The following is an 18,364-nucleotide window of genomic DNA, read 5'->3' on the forward strand; positions in this document are numbered from 1 at the left end:
TGCTATTTTTTGGCATTACGAACAGCAATATAATACAAAGGTATACCTAGTAAAGTAATTATTAATCCAGGCCAAGTAAATTGAGGCTTATAAATAATTAATAACACACAAAAACTAATCCCCATTATCATATAAATAGCTGGTAAGATCGGATAACCGATTGCTTTATAAGGACGTGGAATTTCTGGTCGGGTTTTTCTTAGGATAAAAATCCCTGCAATGGTTAACACATAAAATATCACAACAATAAATGAAACCATATCTAATAAATCTCCATACCTACCACTTAAACACAACAAAGAGGCAACTATACATTGTGCCCATAAAGCCCATTCAGGAACTGCATTCTTATTAAGTTCCCCCGCTTTTTTAAAAAACAAACCATCTTGAGCCATTGTATAATACACCCTTGCGCCTGCTAGAATTAATCCATTGTTGCAACCAAAAGTTGAAACCATAATCATGGCGGCAATAATATAAGTACCAATGCCCCCAAATATGATATTAGATGCAGTAACCGCTACCCTATCTGACTCAGCAAAAGCAATTTTATCTAAAGGAAGTACGCTTAGGTACATTAAGTTTGCAGAAACATAAATTAGTGTAACTATTAATGTTCCTAGGAATAAACTTAGTCCAATATTCTTTTGAGGATTCTTGATTTCGCCTGCTATAAAAGTTACATTATTCCATGCATCACTACTAAAGATAGAACCAACCATAGAAGCGGCAATTGCTCCTAATGCACCAGCTCCTAAAACAGGCATAATAATGGCGGTGGACAATTCCCCTGTTCCTTTTGTCATAGATTTCATGGTCCATGCATCGGTCCAATTAGTATTCCACACTTCGGCATTTGCACCAAGTATAAAACCAAATACAATCAATCCAAATAAAGAAAGCAATTTAGTTACTGTAAAAACAGTTTGAATCATTTTGCCTCCCTGTACACCTTTGGTGTTTATATAAGTAAGCAATACAATGATGAATATAGAAACAAATTGTGCAGGATAAATTTTGAACGGCCCTAATAAAAACAATACATCCGATTCATTCATTTCTAATACAGGGAAAAAATAAGCAGCAAACTTACAAAAGGCAACTCCAACAGCTGCAATTGTTCCAGTTTGGATTACCGAGAAAAAACTCCATCCATATAAAAAACCTGTAAGCTTATTATAAGATTCCTTTAAATAAACATACTGCCCTCCAGCTTTGGGGAACATGGCACTTAATTCCCCATAACTTAATGCTGCTGTTAAGGTCATAAAACCTGTTAACAACCAAACTGCAATTAGCCAGCCAGCACTACCCACATTTCGGGTAATATCTGCACTTACGATAAATATACCAGACCCAATCATACTGCCTGCAACTAACATTGTTGCATCAAGCAATCCCAACGTGGGTTTAAAAGAAGTTGTTGATTCTGCCATAAAAAATCCCGCCACTTTTTTGAGGAGGCGGGAATGAAGATAATAAATATGATTGAACCATTATGGCTTCTTAGGATACAACTTATTTAATCCTTTCACTAAATCATCAGTAATATTAAAAGCACTGTCTTTTAAATACATAAACTCAGGTGCACTAGAGAAAATATAAGCAAACCCTTTGTCTTTATTGTATTCTTTCAAATAGTCTTCTATCTTTTTCTTTACATCTTGTAATTTTTTGAAACTCTCATCTTGCATTTCTTGGGCCATCATTTGCTCTTTACCCTGATAAGTACGTTCCATTTGAACTAATTCTTGTTGTTTGCTTGCTAACTCGGCCTGAGAAAGATTTTGACCTACTCGTTGTAACTCTTGGTATTTATTGGTAAATACATTCTTTAGCTCATTCAATTGTTTGGCATTTGCCTGATCTTTAACTTGAAGTGCAGAACGTACTTCTTTAAAATATTCGAAATTGTTTTGGATAGAATCAGACTCAAAATAGGCAATTCTAAATCCACCAGCACCAGCAGTTACAGTGCTACTTGTTGAAGCGGCAGGAGATTTGCTTCCAGAAAAATGTAAATAAAATAAAACAGCTACACCAATAGCAGTTGCAATGCTTAGTCCAGTTATAAAATTTTTCATTTGAATAAGTTTTACTTTAAAAAGTCGGTTTTAAATAGAAAGGGGTATTCAGTAAAAAAGTAGGAAGCTTGCGCTTCCTACTTTTTTATATTTAATCAATCAATGATTATTCTTCTTCATCAAAGCTCATCGCTTCTCTAGTTGTTGCTAGAACTTCATATTCCTCTTTACTTCCTACAATCATATTCTCGAACTCTTTTTGTCCGGAACCTGCAGGAATTAAATGACCAGTGATAACGTTTTCTTTTAGCCCTAACATTGCATCAGTTTTACCTTGAATAGCAGCCTGACTCAATACTTTGGTTGTTTCCTGGAATGAAGCAGCAGAGATCCAGCTTTGTACGCCTAAAGAAGCTTTAGTTATACCTAATAATACTGGTCTTGCTGTTGCAGGTTTTGCATCTCTAACTTCTACTAGTTGTCTATCAGAACGACGTAAGATGGAGTTCTCCTCTCTTAGTTCGCGTAAAGTGATAATTTGACCAGCTTTCATTTTAGCGCTTTCACCAGCATTGGTTACTACTTTCTTATCATAGATTCTATCGTTCTCTTCAATAAAGTCGAAGCGATCTTCTAAGTCCTCCTCTAAGAATTTAGTATCTCCAGCGTCTACAATTTCTACTTTCTTCATCATTTGACGTACAATCACTTCTACGTGCTTGTCGTTGATTTTTACACCCTGTAAACGGTAAACTTCCTGAATTTCATTTACTACATACTCTTGAACTGCAAAAGGTCCTTTAATAGCCAAGATATCAGCAGGAGCTGTTTGACCGTCAGACATTGGTGTACCAGCTTTTACAAAGTCACCATCTTGTACCAAAATTTGGCGTGTCAATGGAACCAGGTATTTCTTAACCATTCCATCACGAGACTCAACAATAATCTCACGATTACCGCGCTTCACATTACCGAATGATACAACACCGTCAATTTCACAAACGATTGCAGGGTTTCCTGGATTACGAGCTTCAAACAATTCAGTTACACGAGGAAGACCTCCAGTGATATCTCTTAGTTTACCTAAGATACGTGGAATCTTCACCAATACTTGACCTGCTTTAACTTCATCTCCTTCTTCTACTCCAATATGCGAACCAACTGGTAAGTTGTATTGCTTAATATCTTTTCCTTCAACAATAATAGTTGGGATTTTTGTTTTGTCTTTGGTTTCAATAACCACTTTCTCACGGTGACCAGTTTGCTCATCAGACTCATCACGGTAAGTGATACCATCTAAGATATTTTCAAACTTGATATTACCTAAAGTTTCCGCAACTATTACGTTGTTAAACGGATCCCATGTACAGATTACATCTCCTTTTTTAACTTGAGCGCCATCTTTTACATTTAAGGTTGCACCATAAGGTACGTTATTGGTAATCATCAAACGGTCGTTTTTCACGTCCATGATTCTTACTTCACCCGTACGACCAATTACAATCTTAGATTTAGTTCCATCATTGTTTACCGTATCAACAGTTCTTAAACCATCAAACTGAATTGTACCATCAAACTTAGCTTGTAAGGTAGATTCAATTGAAGCAGATCCGGCAACACCACCCACGTGGAAAGTACGTAAGGTAAGCTGAGTACCAGGCTCTCCAATTGATTGTGCAGCAATAATACCAACTGCATCACCGCGCTGTGCAAGGTAACCTGTTGCCAAGTTTTTACCATAACACTTCACACATACACCACGCTTGCTTTCGCAGGTAAGTACAGAACGAATTTCAACGGTTTCAATACCTACTTCTTCAATTAATTTAGCTACATCAGATGAAATTTCTTCTCCAGCTAAAATGATTAGTTCTTCGGTAATTGGATGGTATACATTATGTAATGATGTACGACCTTCAATTCTATCTGCTAGTGGCTCAATAACATCTTCGTTGTCCTTCAACGCACTGGTTGCAATACCACGAAGTGTTCCACAATCTTCTTCAGAAATAACTACGTCTTGAGATACGTCAACTAAACGACGAGTTAAGTAACCCGCATCCGCCGTTTTAAGTGCAGTATCCGCCAAACCTTTACGAGCACCGTGTGTAGAGATAAAGTAATCTAATACGTTCAATCCACCTTTAAAGTTAGAAAGAATTGGATTCTCAATTACTTCAGAACCTGAGCTACCACTCTTACGAGGCTTAGCCATTAGACCACGAATACCCACCAACTGCTTAACCTGTGTTTTACTACCACGAGCACCAGAATCCAACATCATGAATACAGAGTTGAAACCTTGGTTATCGATGGTCATTTCACGAATCAAAGACTCGGTGATTTTCATATCCACTCTACCCCAAATATCAATAACTTGGTTATAACGCTCATTATTGGTAATTAAACCCATATTGTAGCTTTCCCAAACTTCTTCTACTTCTACCTTAGCACTATCTAATAATTGGTTTCTGATTTCAGGAACAATCAAGTCGTTTACGCTAAAGCTTAATCCACCTCGGAATGCCATACGGAAACCAAGTGTTTTAATATCATCTAGGAATTTAGCCGTCTTAGGTACATCAGTGATCTTAATAATATCACCAATAATTTCTCTTAAGCTTTTCTTAGTTAGCAATGCATTTACAAATCCAACTTCATGAGGAACATGCTGGTTAAATAATACACGACCTACAGTAGTATCAATTAATTTCTTAACCAATACGCCTTTCTCACGTACGTTTGTTTTAACCTTAATATTTGCATGTAAATCTACACGGTTCTCATTGTAAGCAATGATTACTTCATCCATGCTATAGAAAGCCATTCCTTGACCTTTGATGGTCTCCGTTTCAGTAGACTTTCTACCCTTGGTAATATAATACAATCCAAGTACCATGTCCTGAGAAGGAAGGGTAATAGGAGTACCATTCTGTGGGTTCAAAATGTTGTGAGAAGAAAGCATCAACAATTGTGCTTCCAATATAGCAGCATTGCTTAAAGGAACGTGCACAGCCATTTGGTCACCATCAAAGTCGGCGTTGAATGAAGAGGTAACCAATGGGTGAAGTTGAATAGCTTTACCCTCTACTAATTTAGGTTGGAAAGCCTGAATAGATAGACGGTGAAGTGTTGGGGCACGGTTTAACATAACCGGGTGACCCTTCAATATATTCTCGAGGATATCCCAAATAACCGCTTCTTTACGATCTACTAATTTCTTAGCAGACTTAACGGTTTTCACAATTCCTCTTTCAATTAATTTTCTAATAACAAATGGCTTAAACAATTCAGCAGCCATGTCTTTTGGCAAACCACACTCATGTATTTTAAGTTCAGGCCCTACCACAATTACAGAACGACCAGAATAGTCAACACGCTTTCCTAATAAGTTCTGACGGAAACGTCCTTGCTTACCTTTTAATACATCTGATAATGATTTCAATGCACGTCCACCTTCTGCTTTAACCGCATTAGACTTACGAGAGTTATCGAACAAAGAGTCAATTGCTTCTTGCAACATTCTCTTCTCGTTACGTAAGATTACTTCAGGCGCTTTAATCTCTAACAAACGCTTTAAACGGTTGTTACGAATAATTACACGACGATACAAATCATTCAAATCAGAAGAAGCAAATCGGCCACCATCTAATGGAACCAACGGGCGTAATTCTGGAGGAATAACTGGAATATATTGCATTACCATCCACTCAGGGCGGTTAGTAATACGAGTGCTTGCATCACGGAAAGACTCTACTACGCTCAAACGCTTAAGGGCATCTGCTTTACGTTGCTGAGATGTTTCAGTTGCTGCTGCATTACGCAATGAGAAACTCAATTCATCCAAATCAATTCTTTCTAAAAGGGCATGAACTGCTTCAGCGCCCATTTTAGCAATGAATTTTTGTGGATCTTCATCTGGTAAGTATTGGTTATCTTTTGGTAAACCATCAATCAAATCAAGGTATTCTTCTTCAGTAAGAAGATCACCCATGTTTAGATTTTCTTTAATACCACCTTGTATAACTACATAACGCTCGTAATAAATAATGGTTTCTAATTTCTTAGAACTCATTCCAAGTAGATAGCCAATTTTATTAGGCAAACTCTTGAAATACCAAATATGAACTACAGGAACTACTAGTTTAATATGACCCATGCGTTCACGACGCACTTTCTTTTCTGTTACTTCCACACCACAACGATCACATACGATACCCTTGTAACGAATACGCTTATACTTTCCACAAGCACACTCGTAATCTTTAACAGGTCCGAATATTCTCTCGCAGAACAAGCCATCACGTTCAGGCTTATACGTACGGTAGTTAATGGTTTCAGGTTTTAGTACTTCGCCAAAGCTTCTTTCCAGAATACTGTCTGGTGATGCCAAACTAATGGTGATCTGTGAAAAAGTTGGACGCTGTTTGTTTTCTCTTTTGATTGCCATATCGCGGTTGAGAATTTGAATTGTTTTTGTTAATCGAACTTAAGATCTAAACCAAGACCTCTCAGTTCATGCACCAATACGTTGAATGATTCAGGAACACCTGCTCTAGGTATATTTTCTCCTTTAACGATGGCCTCATAGGTCTTCGCACGTCCGATGATATCATCAGACTTAAGAGTCAATAATTCTTGCAGAATATTTGCAGCACCATATGCTTCCAATGCCCAAACCTCCATCTCACCAAAACGCTGACCACCAAACTGTGCCTTACCACCCAACGGTTGTTGAGTAATTAAGCTATATGGTCCAATTGAACGTGCGTGCATTTTATCATCCACCATATGGTGTAGTTTAATCATGTAGATTACACCTACAGTTGCTTTCTGGTGGAAGCGCTCTCCTGTTTCACCGTCATACAAGTAAGTATGACCGTTTCTTGGAATGCCTGCATCTTTACAATATTGTTCAATTTGATCTGTAGAAGCACCGTCAAAAATTGGAGTTGCAAAACGCACACCCAAACGCTTACCGGTCCATCCTAAAATGGTTTCATAAATCTGACCAAGGTTCATACGAGAAGGTACCCCCAATGGATTCAACACAATATCAACCGGTGTTCCATCTTCCATGAATGGCATATCTTCTGCACGTACAATTTTAGCCACAATACCTTTGTTACCGTGACGTCCAGCCATCTTATCACCTACTTTCAACTTACGCTTAACAGCTAGGTAAACTTTAGCTAGTTTTAATACACCAGCAGGTAATTCATCTCCAATAGAGATATTGAATTTCTCACGTTTGTATCTTCCTAGTTCTTCGTTAAACTTAATGCTATAGTTGTGTAATAAAGTATTGATTTGGTCATCTGTTTTAGCATCACCAGTCCAACCCAATGGATTCACGTTTTGGTAATCAATGGTGCTCAAATTCTTTTGATTGAACTTAGCGCCCTTACCAATTAACATTTCACCAAAGTTGTTGCTTACACCAGTAGAAGCTTTGTCTTTCAATAAAGTTTGTAACTTATCTAATAACAATTCTTTAATGGCTTCAACATTTTGCTGATGTACTTTTTCTACTTTTTCTAACAATGCTTTTTCACGAATCTTACCGTTCTTATCTTTCTTAGCACGTTGGAAAAGTTTCTTATCTATAACTACACCTTCGGTTCCGTTTGGTGCTTTTAAAGAAGCATCTTTTGCATCACCTGCTTTGTCTCCAAAAATGGCACGCAATAATTTTTCTTCAGGGGTTGGATCAGACTCGCCTTTTGGCGTGATTTTTCCAATTAGTATATCACCCTCTTTAATAGTTGCACCAATACGAATGATACCATTCTCATCCAAATCTTTAGTTGCTTCTTCAGAAACGTTTGGAATATCAGGAGTCAATTCTTCTTCACCTAATTTGGTATCACGAACTTCTAATTCGTATTCATCAATATGTACAGAAGTAAATAAATCTTCTCTAACTACTTTTTCGCTGATAACTATCGCATCTTCAAAGTTGTAGCCCTTCCATGGCATGAATGCCACTTGTAGGTTACGACCCAAAGCCAATTCGCCATCTTTAGTTGCATAACCTTCAGTTAAGAAATCACCTTTCTTCACTTTTTGGCCCTTCTTTACAGCAGGGTTAAGATTAATACAAGTAGCTTGGTTGGTTTTGATAAACTTCGTTAATCTATAAACTTGTAAATCATCATTGAAGCTTACCAAACGATCTAAATCATTTCTATCGTAACGAACATGAATTTCGTTTGCATCAACAAACTCAACAATACCATTACCTTCTGCGTGAATTTGAATACGTGCATCACGTGCAGCTTTTCCTTCTAAACCAGTACCAACAATTGGCACTTCAGGTACAATCAAAGGAACGGCTTGACGTTGCATATTCGATCCCATCAACGCACGGTTGGCATCATCATGCTCTAAGAAAGGAATAAGTGACGCACTCAAACCAACAATTTGGTTAGGCGCAACGTCCATGTATTCAACTTCTTCTTTATCAAGAATCGGGAAATCACCAGTTTGACGTGAAACAACTTTGTCTTCAGCAAATTCACCCTTCTCATTTAAAGGAGAGTTACTTTGCGCAATCTTAGCTGAATCTTCTTCTTCTGCACTCAAGAAAGTCAATTCTTTCATGTTTACTTTACCACTCTCTACTTTACGGTAAGGGGTTTCAATGAAGCCCATATCGTTAATAGCAGCGTGAACGCAAAGAGTAGAAATCAATCCAATGTTTGGACCTTCAGGTGTTTCAATAGTACATAAGCGACCGTAGTGAGAATAGTGTACGTCACGAACCTCAAAACCAGCACGCTCTCTACTTAAACCTCCTGGTCCTAGAGCGGAGATACGACGCTTGTGCGTAATCTCACTTAAAGGATTGGTTTGATCTAAGAATTGAGACAATTGAGAAGTACCAAAGAAAGAGTTAATCACAGAACTCAAGGTTCTAGCGTTAATCAAATCTACTGGAGTAAATACCTCATTGTCACGAACGTTCATACGCTCACGGATGGTACGAGCCATTCTAGCTAAACCAACTCCAAATTGAGCATACAACTGCTCACCTACTGTACGAACACGACGATTGCTCAAGTGATCAATATCGTCAATCTCTGCTTTAGCATTGGTTAAACGTACCAAGTACTTGATGATCTCAATGATATCTTGCTTGGTCAATACCTTTTTAGTTAAAGGATATTCAAGACCTAGTTTACGGTTGATTTTATAACGACCAACTTCTCCTAAATCATAACGCTTATCGCTAAAGAATAATTTATCAATAATACCACGAGCAGTTTCATTATCAGGAGCATCAGCACCACGCAATTGGCGGTAGATATGCTGAACCGCTTCTAATTCACTGTTAGAAGTATCTTTATTTAAAGTGTTGTAGATAATTGCGTAATCGCCACCCACGTCTTCTTTCTGAATAAATACACTCTTTACTTCCATTTCAATAATGGTAGCAATAGCTTCTTCATCCAAAACAGTATCACGTTCCATAACGATTTCGTTACGTTCAATGCTCACTACTTCACCAGTATCTTCATCCACAAAATCTTCTACCCATGTTCTTAAAACACGTGCAGCTAATTTTCGGCCTACTTGGTTAGCTAATGATTTTTTATCGGCTTTCACTTCATCTGCCATTCCAAATAATTCTAGAATGTCTTTATCGGTTTCAAAGCCAATAGAACGCAATAAGGTAGTAACCGGGAATTTCTTCTTACGGTCAATGTACGCATACATTACGTTGTTGATATCGGTAGCAAACTCCATCCATGCTCCCTTGAAAGGAATTACACGAGCAGAGTAAATTTTTGTACCGTTAGGGTGAACAGACTGTCCAAAGAACACGCCTGGAGAACGATGTAGCTGAGATACAACCACGCGTTCTGCACCGTTAATTACAAAAGTACCACGTGGTGTCATGTAGGGGATATTTCCTAAGAATACATCCTGTACAATGGTTTGGAAATCCACGTGCTCCTCATCGTTACAACTTAAACGCAATTTAGCCTTTAAGGGTACGGCATAAGTTAACCCACGCTCCATACACTCTTCAATAGTGTAACGGGGTGGATCAATAAAATAATCCAGGAATTCCAGCACAAAGATGTTACGCGTGTCTGTGATAGGAAAGTTTTCCTTAAACACACGGAACAGCCCTTCAACATTACGTTTGTCAGGGGTTGTCTCTAACTGAAAAAACTCTTTAAAAGATTCTAACTGGATGTCGAGCAGGTCAGGGGCATCAGCCAAATGTTTAGTTTTACCGAAGCCGACCCTGTTGTTCAATGTAGTTGTAGACATATATATGTAAAACCGGTTTTGATACGATAAAATTATTGGGGAGAACTGTAACATCCTCTTAACGTACAATCGGCTCATTCATCATTAAAACTCAATGATAAAAATGTCCACCCGCTAAATTGCCCAAAATTAAGGTTGGCAAAGTTAAGGAATGTAACAGAAACGCAAAAACAAATTTTGCGCCAAACTACCATTTGGGGATAAATTAACTAAAAATAAAAACCTTCCCACCCGTTTTACCGAGGGGAAGGTCAATAGTATGGTAGAAGTTGATTACTTAATTTCTACTTCAGCACCTGCTTCTTTCAACTTAGCAGCTAAATCATCTGCTTCAGCTTTAGAAACACCTTCTTTGATAGGCTTAGGAGCGCCATCAACTAGGTCTTTTGCTTCTTTCAAGCCTAAACCAGTTAATTCTTTAACGATTTTAACTACACCTAATTTGCTAGCACCGCCAGAAACTAAGATAACATCAAATGCTGTTTTTTCTTCAACAGCAGCTGCGCCACCGCCGTCACCAGCTGAAACCACTACTGCAGCAGCAGCAGGCTCAATACCGTAATCAGCTTTTAATACATCAGCTAATTCTTGAACTTCTTTTACTGTTAAGCCTACTAATTGTTCGGCTAATGCTTTTACGTCTGCCATTTTTTTACTTTTTAAACCGCTTTCAAAGCAATTGCTCCAGCGGATGGTTATAAAAATTGCCACATTTTAACCTCAGTGGCATTGGGATTAAACATTGATTATTGAGCAGCAGCTTCAGCTTGCTTCTCATGGTGGTGTAACAATCCAGCCAATACACGCTTAGCAGGAGATTGTAATAAGCCAATAACTTCACCAATAAGCTCATTCTTAGTTTTAATCTGAGTAAGTGCTTTAAGGTTGTTATCTCCGCTATAAATATCACCGTTAATGAAAGCAGCTTTTAAAACTGGCTTTTCAACGTTTCCTTTTTTACGGAAAGAGCTGATAATAAGTGCTGGCTCCTTTGGATTCTCAGAAAACATCAAAGCAGTTACATTATGCAAAGAATCAAAAACCCCTGCATACTTTTCCGCATCTAATGATTCCAATGCTTTACGTATAAGGGTGTTTTTAGCAACTTTCATTTCAACATTCTTGTCAAAACAAGTTCTACGTAAATTAGAAACTTGTTCAACAGTCAATGATTCTGTATCGGTAATATAGAAGTTGTTGTACTGAGAAAATTTTTCCTTCAGTACTTCAATTACTTCGTTTTTTTGCGTTTTGTTCATAACTAATTTTTTTAAAAACCCGGGTCATTTCCCACAATGCAGGATCGCCAGGATTAGTTCATTAATGATTTGGTGTCTAAAGCAATACCAGGACTCATGGTACTAGCCATACTTGCTGCTTTTAGATAGGTACCTTTAGCAGAAGAAGGCTTCAATTTAATGATTGCATTGATAAGCTCAGTACTATTTTCAGTCAATTTCTCAGGAGAGAAAGAGATACGGCCAATAGATGCGTGAACTATACCAGTTTTGTCTACCTTAAATGCAATTTTACCACCTTTCACTTCATTTACTGCAGCAGCAACATCATTGGTTACAGTACCAGTTTTAGGGTTAGGCATTAAGTTACGTGGTCCAAGTACTTTACCTAGTTTACCAATTTTAGGCATAACCGCAGGAGTAGCAATGATTACATCAATATCTACCCAGCCGCTTTCAATTTTAGCAATGAACTCATCTAAACCAACATAATCAGCACCTGCTTCGTTAGCAGCAGCTTCTTTGTCAGGAGTACATAAAACCAATACTTTCTTGGTTTTACCTGTACCATGAGGTAATGAAACAGTACCACGCACTTGTTGGTCTGCTTTCTTAGGATCTACGCCTAAGCGGATATGTAAATCAACAGAACTGTCAAACTTAGTACAGTTAATTTCTTTTACGAGTGAAGCAGCATCTTTTAGGGAATAAACTTTTGATTTATCCACCTTCGTGTTCGCTACTTTTCTTTTTTTAGTAATTGACATTTGAATTAGTTAAGTAGGTGAATAAATTAGTTTTCCCATGGAGCTTTACCATCAACAGTGATACCCATACTGCGTGCAGTACCAGCAACCATGCTCATAGCGCTATTCAATGTGAATGCATTAAGGTCAGTCATTTTGTCTTTAGCAATAACTTCAACTTGTTCCCAAGTTACTTTACCTACTTTTTGACGATTGCTTTCCTTAGAACCTTTCTGAATCTTAGCAGCTTCCATTAGCTGTACAGCAGCTGGAGCAGTTTTGATTACAAAGTCGAAAGATTTGTCTGAATAAACAGTAATTAAAACAGGAACAACTTTTCCCATTTTATCTTGAGTTCTAGCATTAAATTGCTTACAGAACTCCATAATGTTCACACCCTTAGAACCGAGTGCGGGGCCTACTGGAGGCGCAGGATTGGCTTGACCACCTTTCACCTGCAGCTTCACAAAGCCAGAGATTTCTTTTGCCATTTTATTTGATTTATTGGTTATAGCGTCCTGAATTTACTCGGGACTCCCAAATTCAATCGCTCTTTAAAAAAGAACTTTTGGGGCGGCAAAGGTAGTAAATAAAACTATTCTACCAAACTAAAATGCATTTAATGCATCAATTACCTGCTGTATCGCCAAATTTGTGTGGCATGCAGAGCAAGGCAAACTTAAAGTAGTCTCATGAATGGTTTCTGCAATAGGGAAATGCAAATGACCTAATAATTGGGCCATTGCTTTTTGCTTATTAGGGGGAACAGGGTAATGTATTTCGGTTCCAATACCTAATTTTTGCAAGTATTCTTTCAGTTCAGCTCTTTTAGGATGGCGAATATTAAATATATGATATACATCATGGTAATCAGGATGCACAACAGGAAGTATAAAATCTTCTTTTAATTGCTCCAAATACATAGAAGCCAACTTACGCTTATGATTATTCACATTGTCCAGATAAGGCAATTTAATTTCAAGGAACATTGCTTGAATTTCATCTAACCTAGAATTGTAACCTACTACTTCATTGTAATATTTACCGTGTGAACCATAATTGCGGATCATTTTAAGGTCTTCACAGAGTTCAGGACTATTGGTCAGCACCGCTCCCCCATCTCCTAATGCGCCTAAGTTTTTGCTGGGATAAAAACTAAAGCCACTCATGATACCAAATGTTCCAGCCATTCTTCCTTTGTACTTTGCACCATGTGATTGGGCACAATCTTCAATAATTTGCAACCCATATTTATCTGCAATTTCAAGAATGGGATCCATTTCACAACACTTGCCATACAAGTGTACCACCATGATGGCTTTTGTTTTAGCCGTTATAGCCGCTTCAATTTTAGTTGGATCAATATTGTAGGTAGCAATATCTGGTTCTACTAACACAGGTTTATGACCTGCATGAATGATGGAAATAATAGAAGCAATATAAGTATTAGAAGGAACAATGATTTCTGAGCCCTTGGGCAAATGCAAAGCCCAAATAGCCAATATCAATGCATCAAGTCCATTGGCCACGCCTACACAATAATTCATTTGATTATAGGTGGCAAAATCTTCTTGAAACTTTTTTACTTGATCACCTAAAATATACCAACCCTTATCCAAAAATTCGCGAAACCTTTTTTCGAACAAGAGGGTATATGGTTCATTTACTTTAGATAGACAGTCGTATGGTATCATGCTTTTTCGGGATATGGCTCGTAGATATAATCGGATGAATCAAAAGTGGTTGAGGCGAAAACCAACAAAACTGCATCAGGCGTAAAATCATACATTTTATGCCAATCCTTGGTTTCAAGGATTAAGCATTTTGATGGATTATCTAAATGGTATTCATGAATGGTTTCTCCATCATTATTCCATACCTTACAAGAACCATGAATGCAAATAGCAGCCTGAATGGTTTCATGATGCCGATGACCTCCTCTAGCCGTTTCGTCTACATTATAAATATAGAAAACACGCTTTATTTTGAATGGAAGCAACCTTTCTGCATTGTCTAATACTGTTAGTTCTCCTCTAGTATCTTTAAAGTTGACCAAGTTTAATAAATAGGCCATAATAGGTTATATTCTAAAATTTATTTTTTTGATTGACTTTCTAGAAATTCATCAATTTTATCTAAAAGCAAAGGCTCTTTATTCATATCAAATTTACGTGCATATAATCTATCTGAGCTCAATATATCGTCAAAATCTTCTAATAAAAAAGTTTTTGGACTTGGTGTATGGGGTGGATGTTTGTAATAATGGCAATTTTCATTTATTACAGATTGGGCAAAAGGAGAATTTAATAAAATGGTTTGAAACAAAAATTCATCAGGAGCCCAAGAGAATTTGAAAAATCGTTTCATTTTTGAGTCTCTATCAACTGTAGCCAAAACATATTCAGCTGCTGCTGGACTTATGACCCAAAACATTGAACTACCATAAAATTTCATCCCTTTGGGTTGATTGGTCCTTTTTACTAATTTATTGATAATGCGTTCTAGAAAATGCTGTCCTTTAAACTTGAAATCAGTTAAATGGTACCTGTTCACTCTTATCATCCCCTCTTCCCATTCTCCAGTAAATGCACGGTACTTGAGTAATAGCTTTCCCTTTCTTGCTTCAAAAAAGTTTTGCATTTCTTCCACCGTTTTAATGGGATAGTCTTGACCACTCATTAAACTAATAAAATCATAAGTACGAGCTGAATCTAAAATTTCTTGAAGCCCATTAAATTCAGCTTGAATAGTACTAAATGCAGCCCATTGAACATCCACACGGTTCTGAATTAAATATACATTAGGTATTTTGGCAACTTCGGCGTGTGATTCTATTGGAAATTTGGCATCAACATGAATATAAAAATCGAAATCAGGATGTTGCATCCTTTTAATCATTCGTGCTGTTTGAGCAGGATTTGTATAAGTGATAATTAAATGTGCAACTCTCATATTCAATAGAAGCCAAATATATTAAATATAAATTAAAAAGCCACTTCGATTGAAGTGGCTTTTTAAAATAAATATTTAAAGAGTTTATGATAGTTTTTCAACTTGCATATAGCTTAACTCTACTGGAGTTGATCTTCCAAAAATCTTTACTGTTACTTTCAACTTTTTCTTCTCGTCGTTAACTTCTTCAATAACTCCATTAAAGTCGTTGAATGGCCCTTCAATAATTTTGATAGTTTCACCAACTATGAAAGGTTCGCTCATAGTAACACCCATATCGTTCATTTCATCCACTTTACCCAACATCTTGTTTACTTCAGATTTGCGTAGAGAAATGATGATACCTTTAGAGCCCTTACCATCGGTTAAGAAATGCATTACATTGCTGATATTACTGATATGCTGAACCATATCGTCATTCAGTTTACCATCTAATACCTCCATCATCACATAACCAGGAAAATAGTTTTTTTCGCGCATTACTTTTTTACCATTCTGCACTTTGTAGACTTTTTCCATTGGAAGGAAAATCTGCTTGATAATATCTTGCCAACCATTTCTGATGATATCCTTATCAAGGTATTCCTTTACCTTTCTCTCCTTACCACTCACTACTCTCAACACATACCATTTGGTTTCTTGTTGAGGTACTTCGTTGGCTTGAACTGTTTCTACTGCTTCCATGTTGCTGTTACTTGAATAATGAGTAAACTAACTTTAATAACTGGTTGCTGGAGAAATCCATCACCCAAACCATTGCAGTGATAATTACGGTTGCTACCAAAACGATTACAGTACTTTGCTGTAATTGCATCCAGGTAGGCCAGGTTACTTTTTCCAGTAACTCTTGGTAGCTTTCTTTAAAGTATAACGCTATTTTGTTCATTTCCGTGATTGATCGTTTGTTCAGTGAACGATTTTTGCACGGGCACTAGGATTCGAACCCAGATCAAAGGTTTTGGAGACCCGTATGCTACCGTTGCACCATGCCCGTTTTTAGACTTCTTTTTACAAACAAAGTACCTAGCGGATGCTAAGTACTTTGTTCTGTAAAGATATAGTTTTTTGCCTTACGCCCCTAGAGACGTATCGCAATTTATTTGATGATTTCAGTAACCTGACCAGCACCTACTGTACGGCCACCTTCACGAATCGCAAATTTCAAACCTTTTTCCATTGCGATTGGTTGAATCAACTTAACAGTTAAACCGATATTATCACCAGGCATAACCATTTCAGTTCCTTCAGGTAAAGTACACTCACCAGTTACGTCTGTAGTTCTGAAATAGAACTGAGGACGGTACTTATTAAAGAATGGAGTATGACGACCACCTTCTTCTTTGCTTAGTACGTAAACTTCACCTTTGAAATCTGTGTGAGGAGTAATAGAACCTGGCTTACAGATAACCATACCACGACGGATATCTTTCTTTTCAATACCACGTAATAATAAACCTGCGTTGTCACCAGCTTGACCTTCGTCCAATAATTTCTTGAACATTTCAACACCAGTTACAGTAGAAGATAATGGAGATTCCATTAAACCTACGATTTCAACAGCTTCACCTACTTTGATAATACCACGCTCAATACGACCAGTAGCAACAGTACCACGACCTGTAATTGAGAAAACGTCTTCTACAGACATCAAGAAAGGCATATCAATTGGGCGAGGAGGCAATGGAATGTAGGTATCTACAGCTTCCATTAATTCATCAATTTTACCAACCCACTTTGGATCTTCAGCTAGTGCACCAGTTGCAGAACCTTGGATGATTGGGGTATTATCTCCGTCAAATCCATAAGAAGTTAATAACTCACGGATTTCCATTTCTACTAATTCAAGTAATTCAGGATCATCAACAAGGTCAACCTTGTTCATGAATACTACAATACGAGGTACACCTACCTGACGAGCCAACAAGATATGCTCTTTGGTTTGAGGCATAGGACCATCTGTAGCAGCCACAACTAAAATAGCACCGTCCATTTGAGCAGCACCAGTAATCATGTTCTTCACATAGTCAGCGTGACCAGGACAGTCAACGTGTGCATAGTGACGATTTTCAGTCTGATACTCTACGTGAGCAGTATTGATGGTAATACCACGCTCTCTTTCTTCAGGAGCACCGTCAATTTCATCATATTTCTTTGCAACGTTACCCATACCTTTTTTAGACAAGGTAATAGTAATAGCTGCGGTTAAAGTAGTTTTACCATGGTCAACGTGACCAATGGTACCTACGTTTACGTGAGGTTTTTCCCTCTTAAAGGTCTCTTTTGCCATTTGTATCGGTTTTTAGTTGTGTTTTTAAAAATTTATATTTTTGCCTTTCCCTAAAGACAATATTATTATCACCTTTCTCACTTATCCCGTTGTTACCTGACTTATCCAGTTGAACGGGATATCACCAGGGAATTTTAATTGAGCCATTTTTCGAGTGCAGAGCCGTTAGTGAGAATCGAACTCACGACCTTCCCGACAAGTCGGGATGCTCTACCACTGAGCTAGTAAGCTGAGCACTGAGCCGTTAGTGAGAATCGAACTCACGACCTCTTCCCTACCAAGGAAGTGCTCTACCACTGAGCTACAACGGCAGACTCAAAAAAAATGGAGCGGAAGACGAGGGTCGAACTCGCGACCTATAGCTTGGAAGGCTATCGCTCTACCAATTGAGCTACTTCCGCTTAACCATAAAAAAAGAACTACAACCTTTCGATTGTTTGTGGGCAGAGTAGGGTTCGAACCTACGTACACGTGAGTGAACAGATTTACAGTCTGTCGCCTTTAACCACTCGGCCATCTGCCCGTAATATAAATTTGCCGTATTCAGTTAGGCTGAATCCTCATCAAATTTTGAGCCGAAGATGGGACTCGAACCCGCGACCTGCTGATTACAAATCAGCTGCTCTACCAACTGAGCTAAGCCAGCATTTTTTCGTGGGGCAAATCTAATACAAAAACTGCATTCAGCGCAACAATTCCAGCCGAATAATTATCTTAATTTAAAGGGGAATAAAAATACTCTATATTTGAATCAGAAATAAAAATAGTCATGATCACTAAAAATCAATTCAAATATTATTCATCACTCCTAAACAAGAAGAATAGGCAAGAAGA

General features: G+C 37.7%; 14 protein-coding genes and 5 tRNA genes. All 19 read right to left on the reverse strand.

Translation table 11 applies throughout. The features are described 5' to 3' along the window. Positions 1 to 2 precede the first annotated feature (2 nt). The gene (locus tag Q8S25_RS03785) at positions 3 to 1,436 is read right to left on the reverse strand and encodes an APC family permease (protein WP_305535025.1); all 1,434 of its coding nucleotides are present in this window, start codon (positions 1,434 to 1,436) and stop codon (positions 3 to 5) included. A gap of 60 nt (positions 1,437 to 1,496) precedes the next feature. Further along, the gene (locus Q8S25_RS03790) at positions 1,497 to 2,084 is read right to left on the reverse strand and encodes an OmpH family outer membrane protein (protein ID WP_305535027.1); all 588 of its coding nucleotides are present in this window, start codon (positions 2,082 to 2,084) and stop codon (positions 1,497 to 1,499) included. Positions 2,085 to 2,190: 106 nt separating this feature from the next. After that, positions 2,191 to 6,474, reverse strand: coding sequence for a DNA-directed RNA polymerase subunit beta' (gene rpoC / locus Q8S25_RS03795; protein ID WP_305535029.1), 4,284 nt, complete (start codon positions 6,472 to 6,474; stop codon positions 2,191 to 2,193). A gap of 29 nt (positions 6,475 to 6,503) precedes the next feature. Further along, the gene (gene rpoB / locus Q8S25_RS03800; protein ID WP_295186100.1) at positions 6,504 to 10,307 is read right to left on the reverse strand and encodes a DNA-directed RNA polymerase subunit beta; all 3,804 of its coding nucleotides are present in this window, start codon (positions 10,305 to 10,307) and stop codon (positions 6,504 to 6,506) included. Positions 10,308 to 10,580: 273 nt separating this feature from the next. Then, positions 10,581 to 10,955, reverse strand: a complete 375-nt coding sequence (rplL, locus tag Q8S25_RS03805; protein ID WP_305535031.1) for a 50S ribosomal protein L7/L12 — start codon at positions 10,953 to 10,955, stop codon at positions 10,581 to 10,583. A 98-nt stretch (positions 10,956 to 11,053) separates the two neighbouring features. Beyond that, positions 11,054 to 11,566 carry a 50S ribosomal protein L10 gene (rplJ, locus tag Q8S25_RS03810; protein ID WP_295186103.1) on the reverse strand — a complete coding sequence of 171 codons (513 nt, stop codon included), beginning with the start codon at positions 11,564 to 11,566 and terminating at the stop codon, positions 11,054 to 11,056. 53 nt (positions 11,567 to 11,619) lie between these two features. After that, on the reverse strand, positions 11,620 to 12,306 hold the full coding sequence (rplA, locus tag Q8S25_RS03815) for a 50S ribosomal protein L1 (protein WP_371131575.1): 687 nt from the start codon (positions 12,304 to 12,306) through the stop codon (positions 11,620 to 11,622). A 32-nt stretch (positions 12,307 to 12,338) separates the two neighbouring features. Further along, positions 12,339 to 12,782, reverse strand: a complete 444-nt coding sequence (rplK, locus tag Q8S25_RS03820; RefSeq protein ID WP_295186108.1) for a 50S ribosomal protein L11 — start codon at positions 12,780 to 12,782, stop codon at positions 12,339 to 12,341. Between the two features lie 117 nt (positions 12,783 to 12,899). Then, positions 12,900 to 13,985: a DegT/DnrJ/EryC1/StrS aminotransferase family protein gene (locus Q8S25_RS03825; protein WP_305535038.1), complete on the reverse strand. Its 1,086-nt coding sequence runs from the start codon at positions 13,983 to 13,985 to the stop codon at positions 12,900 to 12,902. Continuing rightward, positions 13,982 to 14,365 (reverse strand): FdtA/QdtA family cupin domain-containing protein, encoded by a 384-nt coding sequence (locus tag Q8S25_RS03830; RefSeq protein ID WP_295186112.1) that lies wholly within the window; start codon positions 14,363 to 14,365, stop codon positions 13,982 to 13,984. The genes Q8S25_RS03825 and Q8S25_RS03830 overlap by 4 nt, the downstream gene beginning before the upstream one ends. A 20-nt stretch (positions 14,366 to 14,385) precedes the next feature. Then, positions 14,386 to 15,243, reverse strand: coding sequence for a beta-1,6-N-acetylglucosaminyltransferase (locus Q8S25_RS03835; protein ID WP_295186114.1), 858 nt, complete (start codon positions 15,241 to 15,243; stop codon positions 14,386 to 14,388). 84 nt (positions 15,244 to 15,327) lie between these two features. Beyond that, complete coding sequence (gene nusG / locus Q8S25_RS03840; protein ID WP_295186115.1) at positions 15,328 to 15,927, reverse strand: transcription termination/antitermination protein NusG; 600 nt, start codon at positions 15,925 to 15,927, stop codon at positions 15,328 to 15,330. Positions 15,928 to 15,934: 7 nt separating this feature from the next. Beyond that, positions 15,935 to 16,129, reverse strand: coding sequence for a preprotein translocase subunit SecE (secE, locus tag Q8S25_RS03845; RefSeq protein WP_295186117.1), 195 nt, complete (start codon positions 16,127 to 16,129; stop codon positions 15,935 to 15,937). A gap of 37 nt (positions 16,130 to 16,166) precedes the next feature. Next, positions 16,167 to 16,237 (reverse strand) — tRNA-Trp (locus tag Q8S25_RS03850). A 102-nt stretch (positions 16,238 to 16,339) separates the two neighbouring features. Continuing rightward, positions 16,340 to 17,530 (reverse strand): elongation factor Tu, encoded by a 1,191-nt coding sequence (gene tuf, locus Q8S25_RS03855; protein WP_295186118.1) that lies wholly within the window; start codon positions 17,528 to 17,530, stop codon positions 16,340 to 16,342. A 239-nt stretch (positions 17,531 to 17,769) separates the two neighbouring features. Next, positions 17,770 to 17,841: transfer RNA gene (locus Q8S25_RS03860), tRNA-Thr, on the reverse strand. 14 nt (positions 17,842 to 17,855) lie between these two features. After that, positions 17,856 to 17,931: transfer RNA gene (locus Q8S25_RS03865), tRNA-Gly, on the reverse strand. Positions 17,932 to 17,970: 39 nt separating this feature from the next. Then, positions 17,971 to 18,053: transfer RNA gene (locus Q8S25_RS03870), tRNA-Tyr, on the reverse strand. Positions 18,054 to 18,106: 53 nt separating this feature from the next. Then, positions 18,107 to 18,168, reverse strand: a tRNA-Thr gene (locus Q8S25_RS03875). Positions 18,169 to 18,364 lie beyond the last annotated feature (196 nt).

The sequence above is a fragment of the Sediminibacterium sp. genome (assembly GCF_030695065.1).
Lineage (GTDB): Bacteria > Bacteroidota > Bacteroidia > Chitinophagales > Chitinophagaceae > Sediminibacterium.

Bases quoted from the DNA above. Each gene is read 5' to 3' on its own strand.
- rpoC (WP_305535029.1), bottom strand. From the start codon at position 6,474: ATGGCAATCAAAAGAGAAAACAAACAGCGTCCAACTTTTTCACAGATC.
- Q8S25_RS03785 (WP_305535025.1), bottom strand. From the start codon at position 1,436: ATGGCAGAATCAACAACTTCTTTTAAACCCACGTTGGGATTGCTTGAT.
- rplL (WP_305535031.1), bottom strand. From the start codon at position 10,955: ATGGCAGACGTAAAAGCATTAGCCGAACAATTAGTAGGCTTAACAGTA.
- Q8S25_RS03790 (WP_305535027.1), bottom strand. From the start codon at position 2,084: ATGAAAAATTTTATAACTGGACTAAGCATTGCAACTGCTATTGGTGTA.
- rplJ (WP_295186103.1), bottom strand. From the start codon at position 11,566: ATGAACAAAACGCAAAAAAACGAAGTAATTGAAGTACTGAAGGAAAAA.
- Q8S25_RS03830 (WP_295186112.1), bottom strand. From the start codon at position 14,365: ATGGCCTATTTATTAAACTTGGTCAACTTTAAAGATACTAGAGGAGAA.
- nusG (WP_295186115.1), bottom strand. From the start codon at position 15,927: ATGGAAGCAGTAGAAACAGTTCAAGCCAACGAAGTACCTCAACAAGAA.
- secE (WP_295186117.1), bottom strand. From the start codon at position 16,129: ATGAACAAAATAGCGTTATACTTTAAAGAAAGCTACCAAGAGTTACTG.
- rpoB (WP_295186100.1), bottom strand. From the start codon at position 10,307: ATGTCTACAACTACATTGAACAACAGGGTCGGCTTCGGTAAAACTAAA.
- Q8S25_RS03835 (WP_295186114.1), bottom strand. From the start codon at position 15,243: ATGAGAGTTGCACATTTAATTATCACTTATACAAATCCTGCTCAAACA.
- Q8S25_RS03825 (WP_305535038.1), bottom strand. From the start codon at position 13,985: ATGATACCATACGACTGTCTATCTAAAGTAAATGAACCATATACCCTC.
- tuf (WP_295186118.1), bottom strand. From the start codon at position 17,530: ATGGCAAAAGAGACCTTTAAGAGGGAAAAACCTCACGTAAACGTAGGT.
- rplK (WP_295186108.1), bottom strand. From the start codon at position 12,782: ATGGCAAAAGAAATCTCTGGCTTTGTGAAGCTGCAGGTGAAAGGTGGT.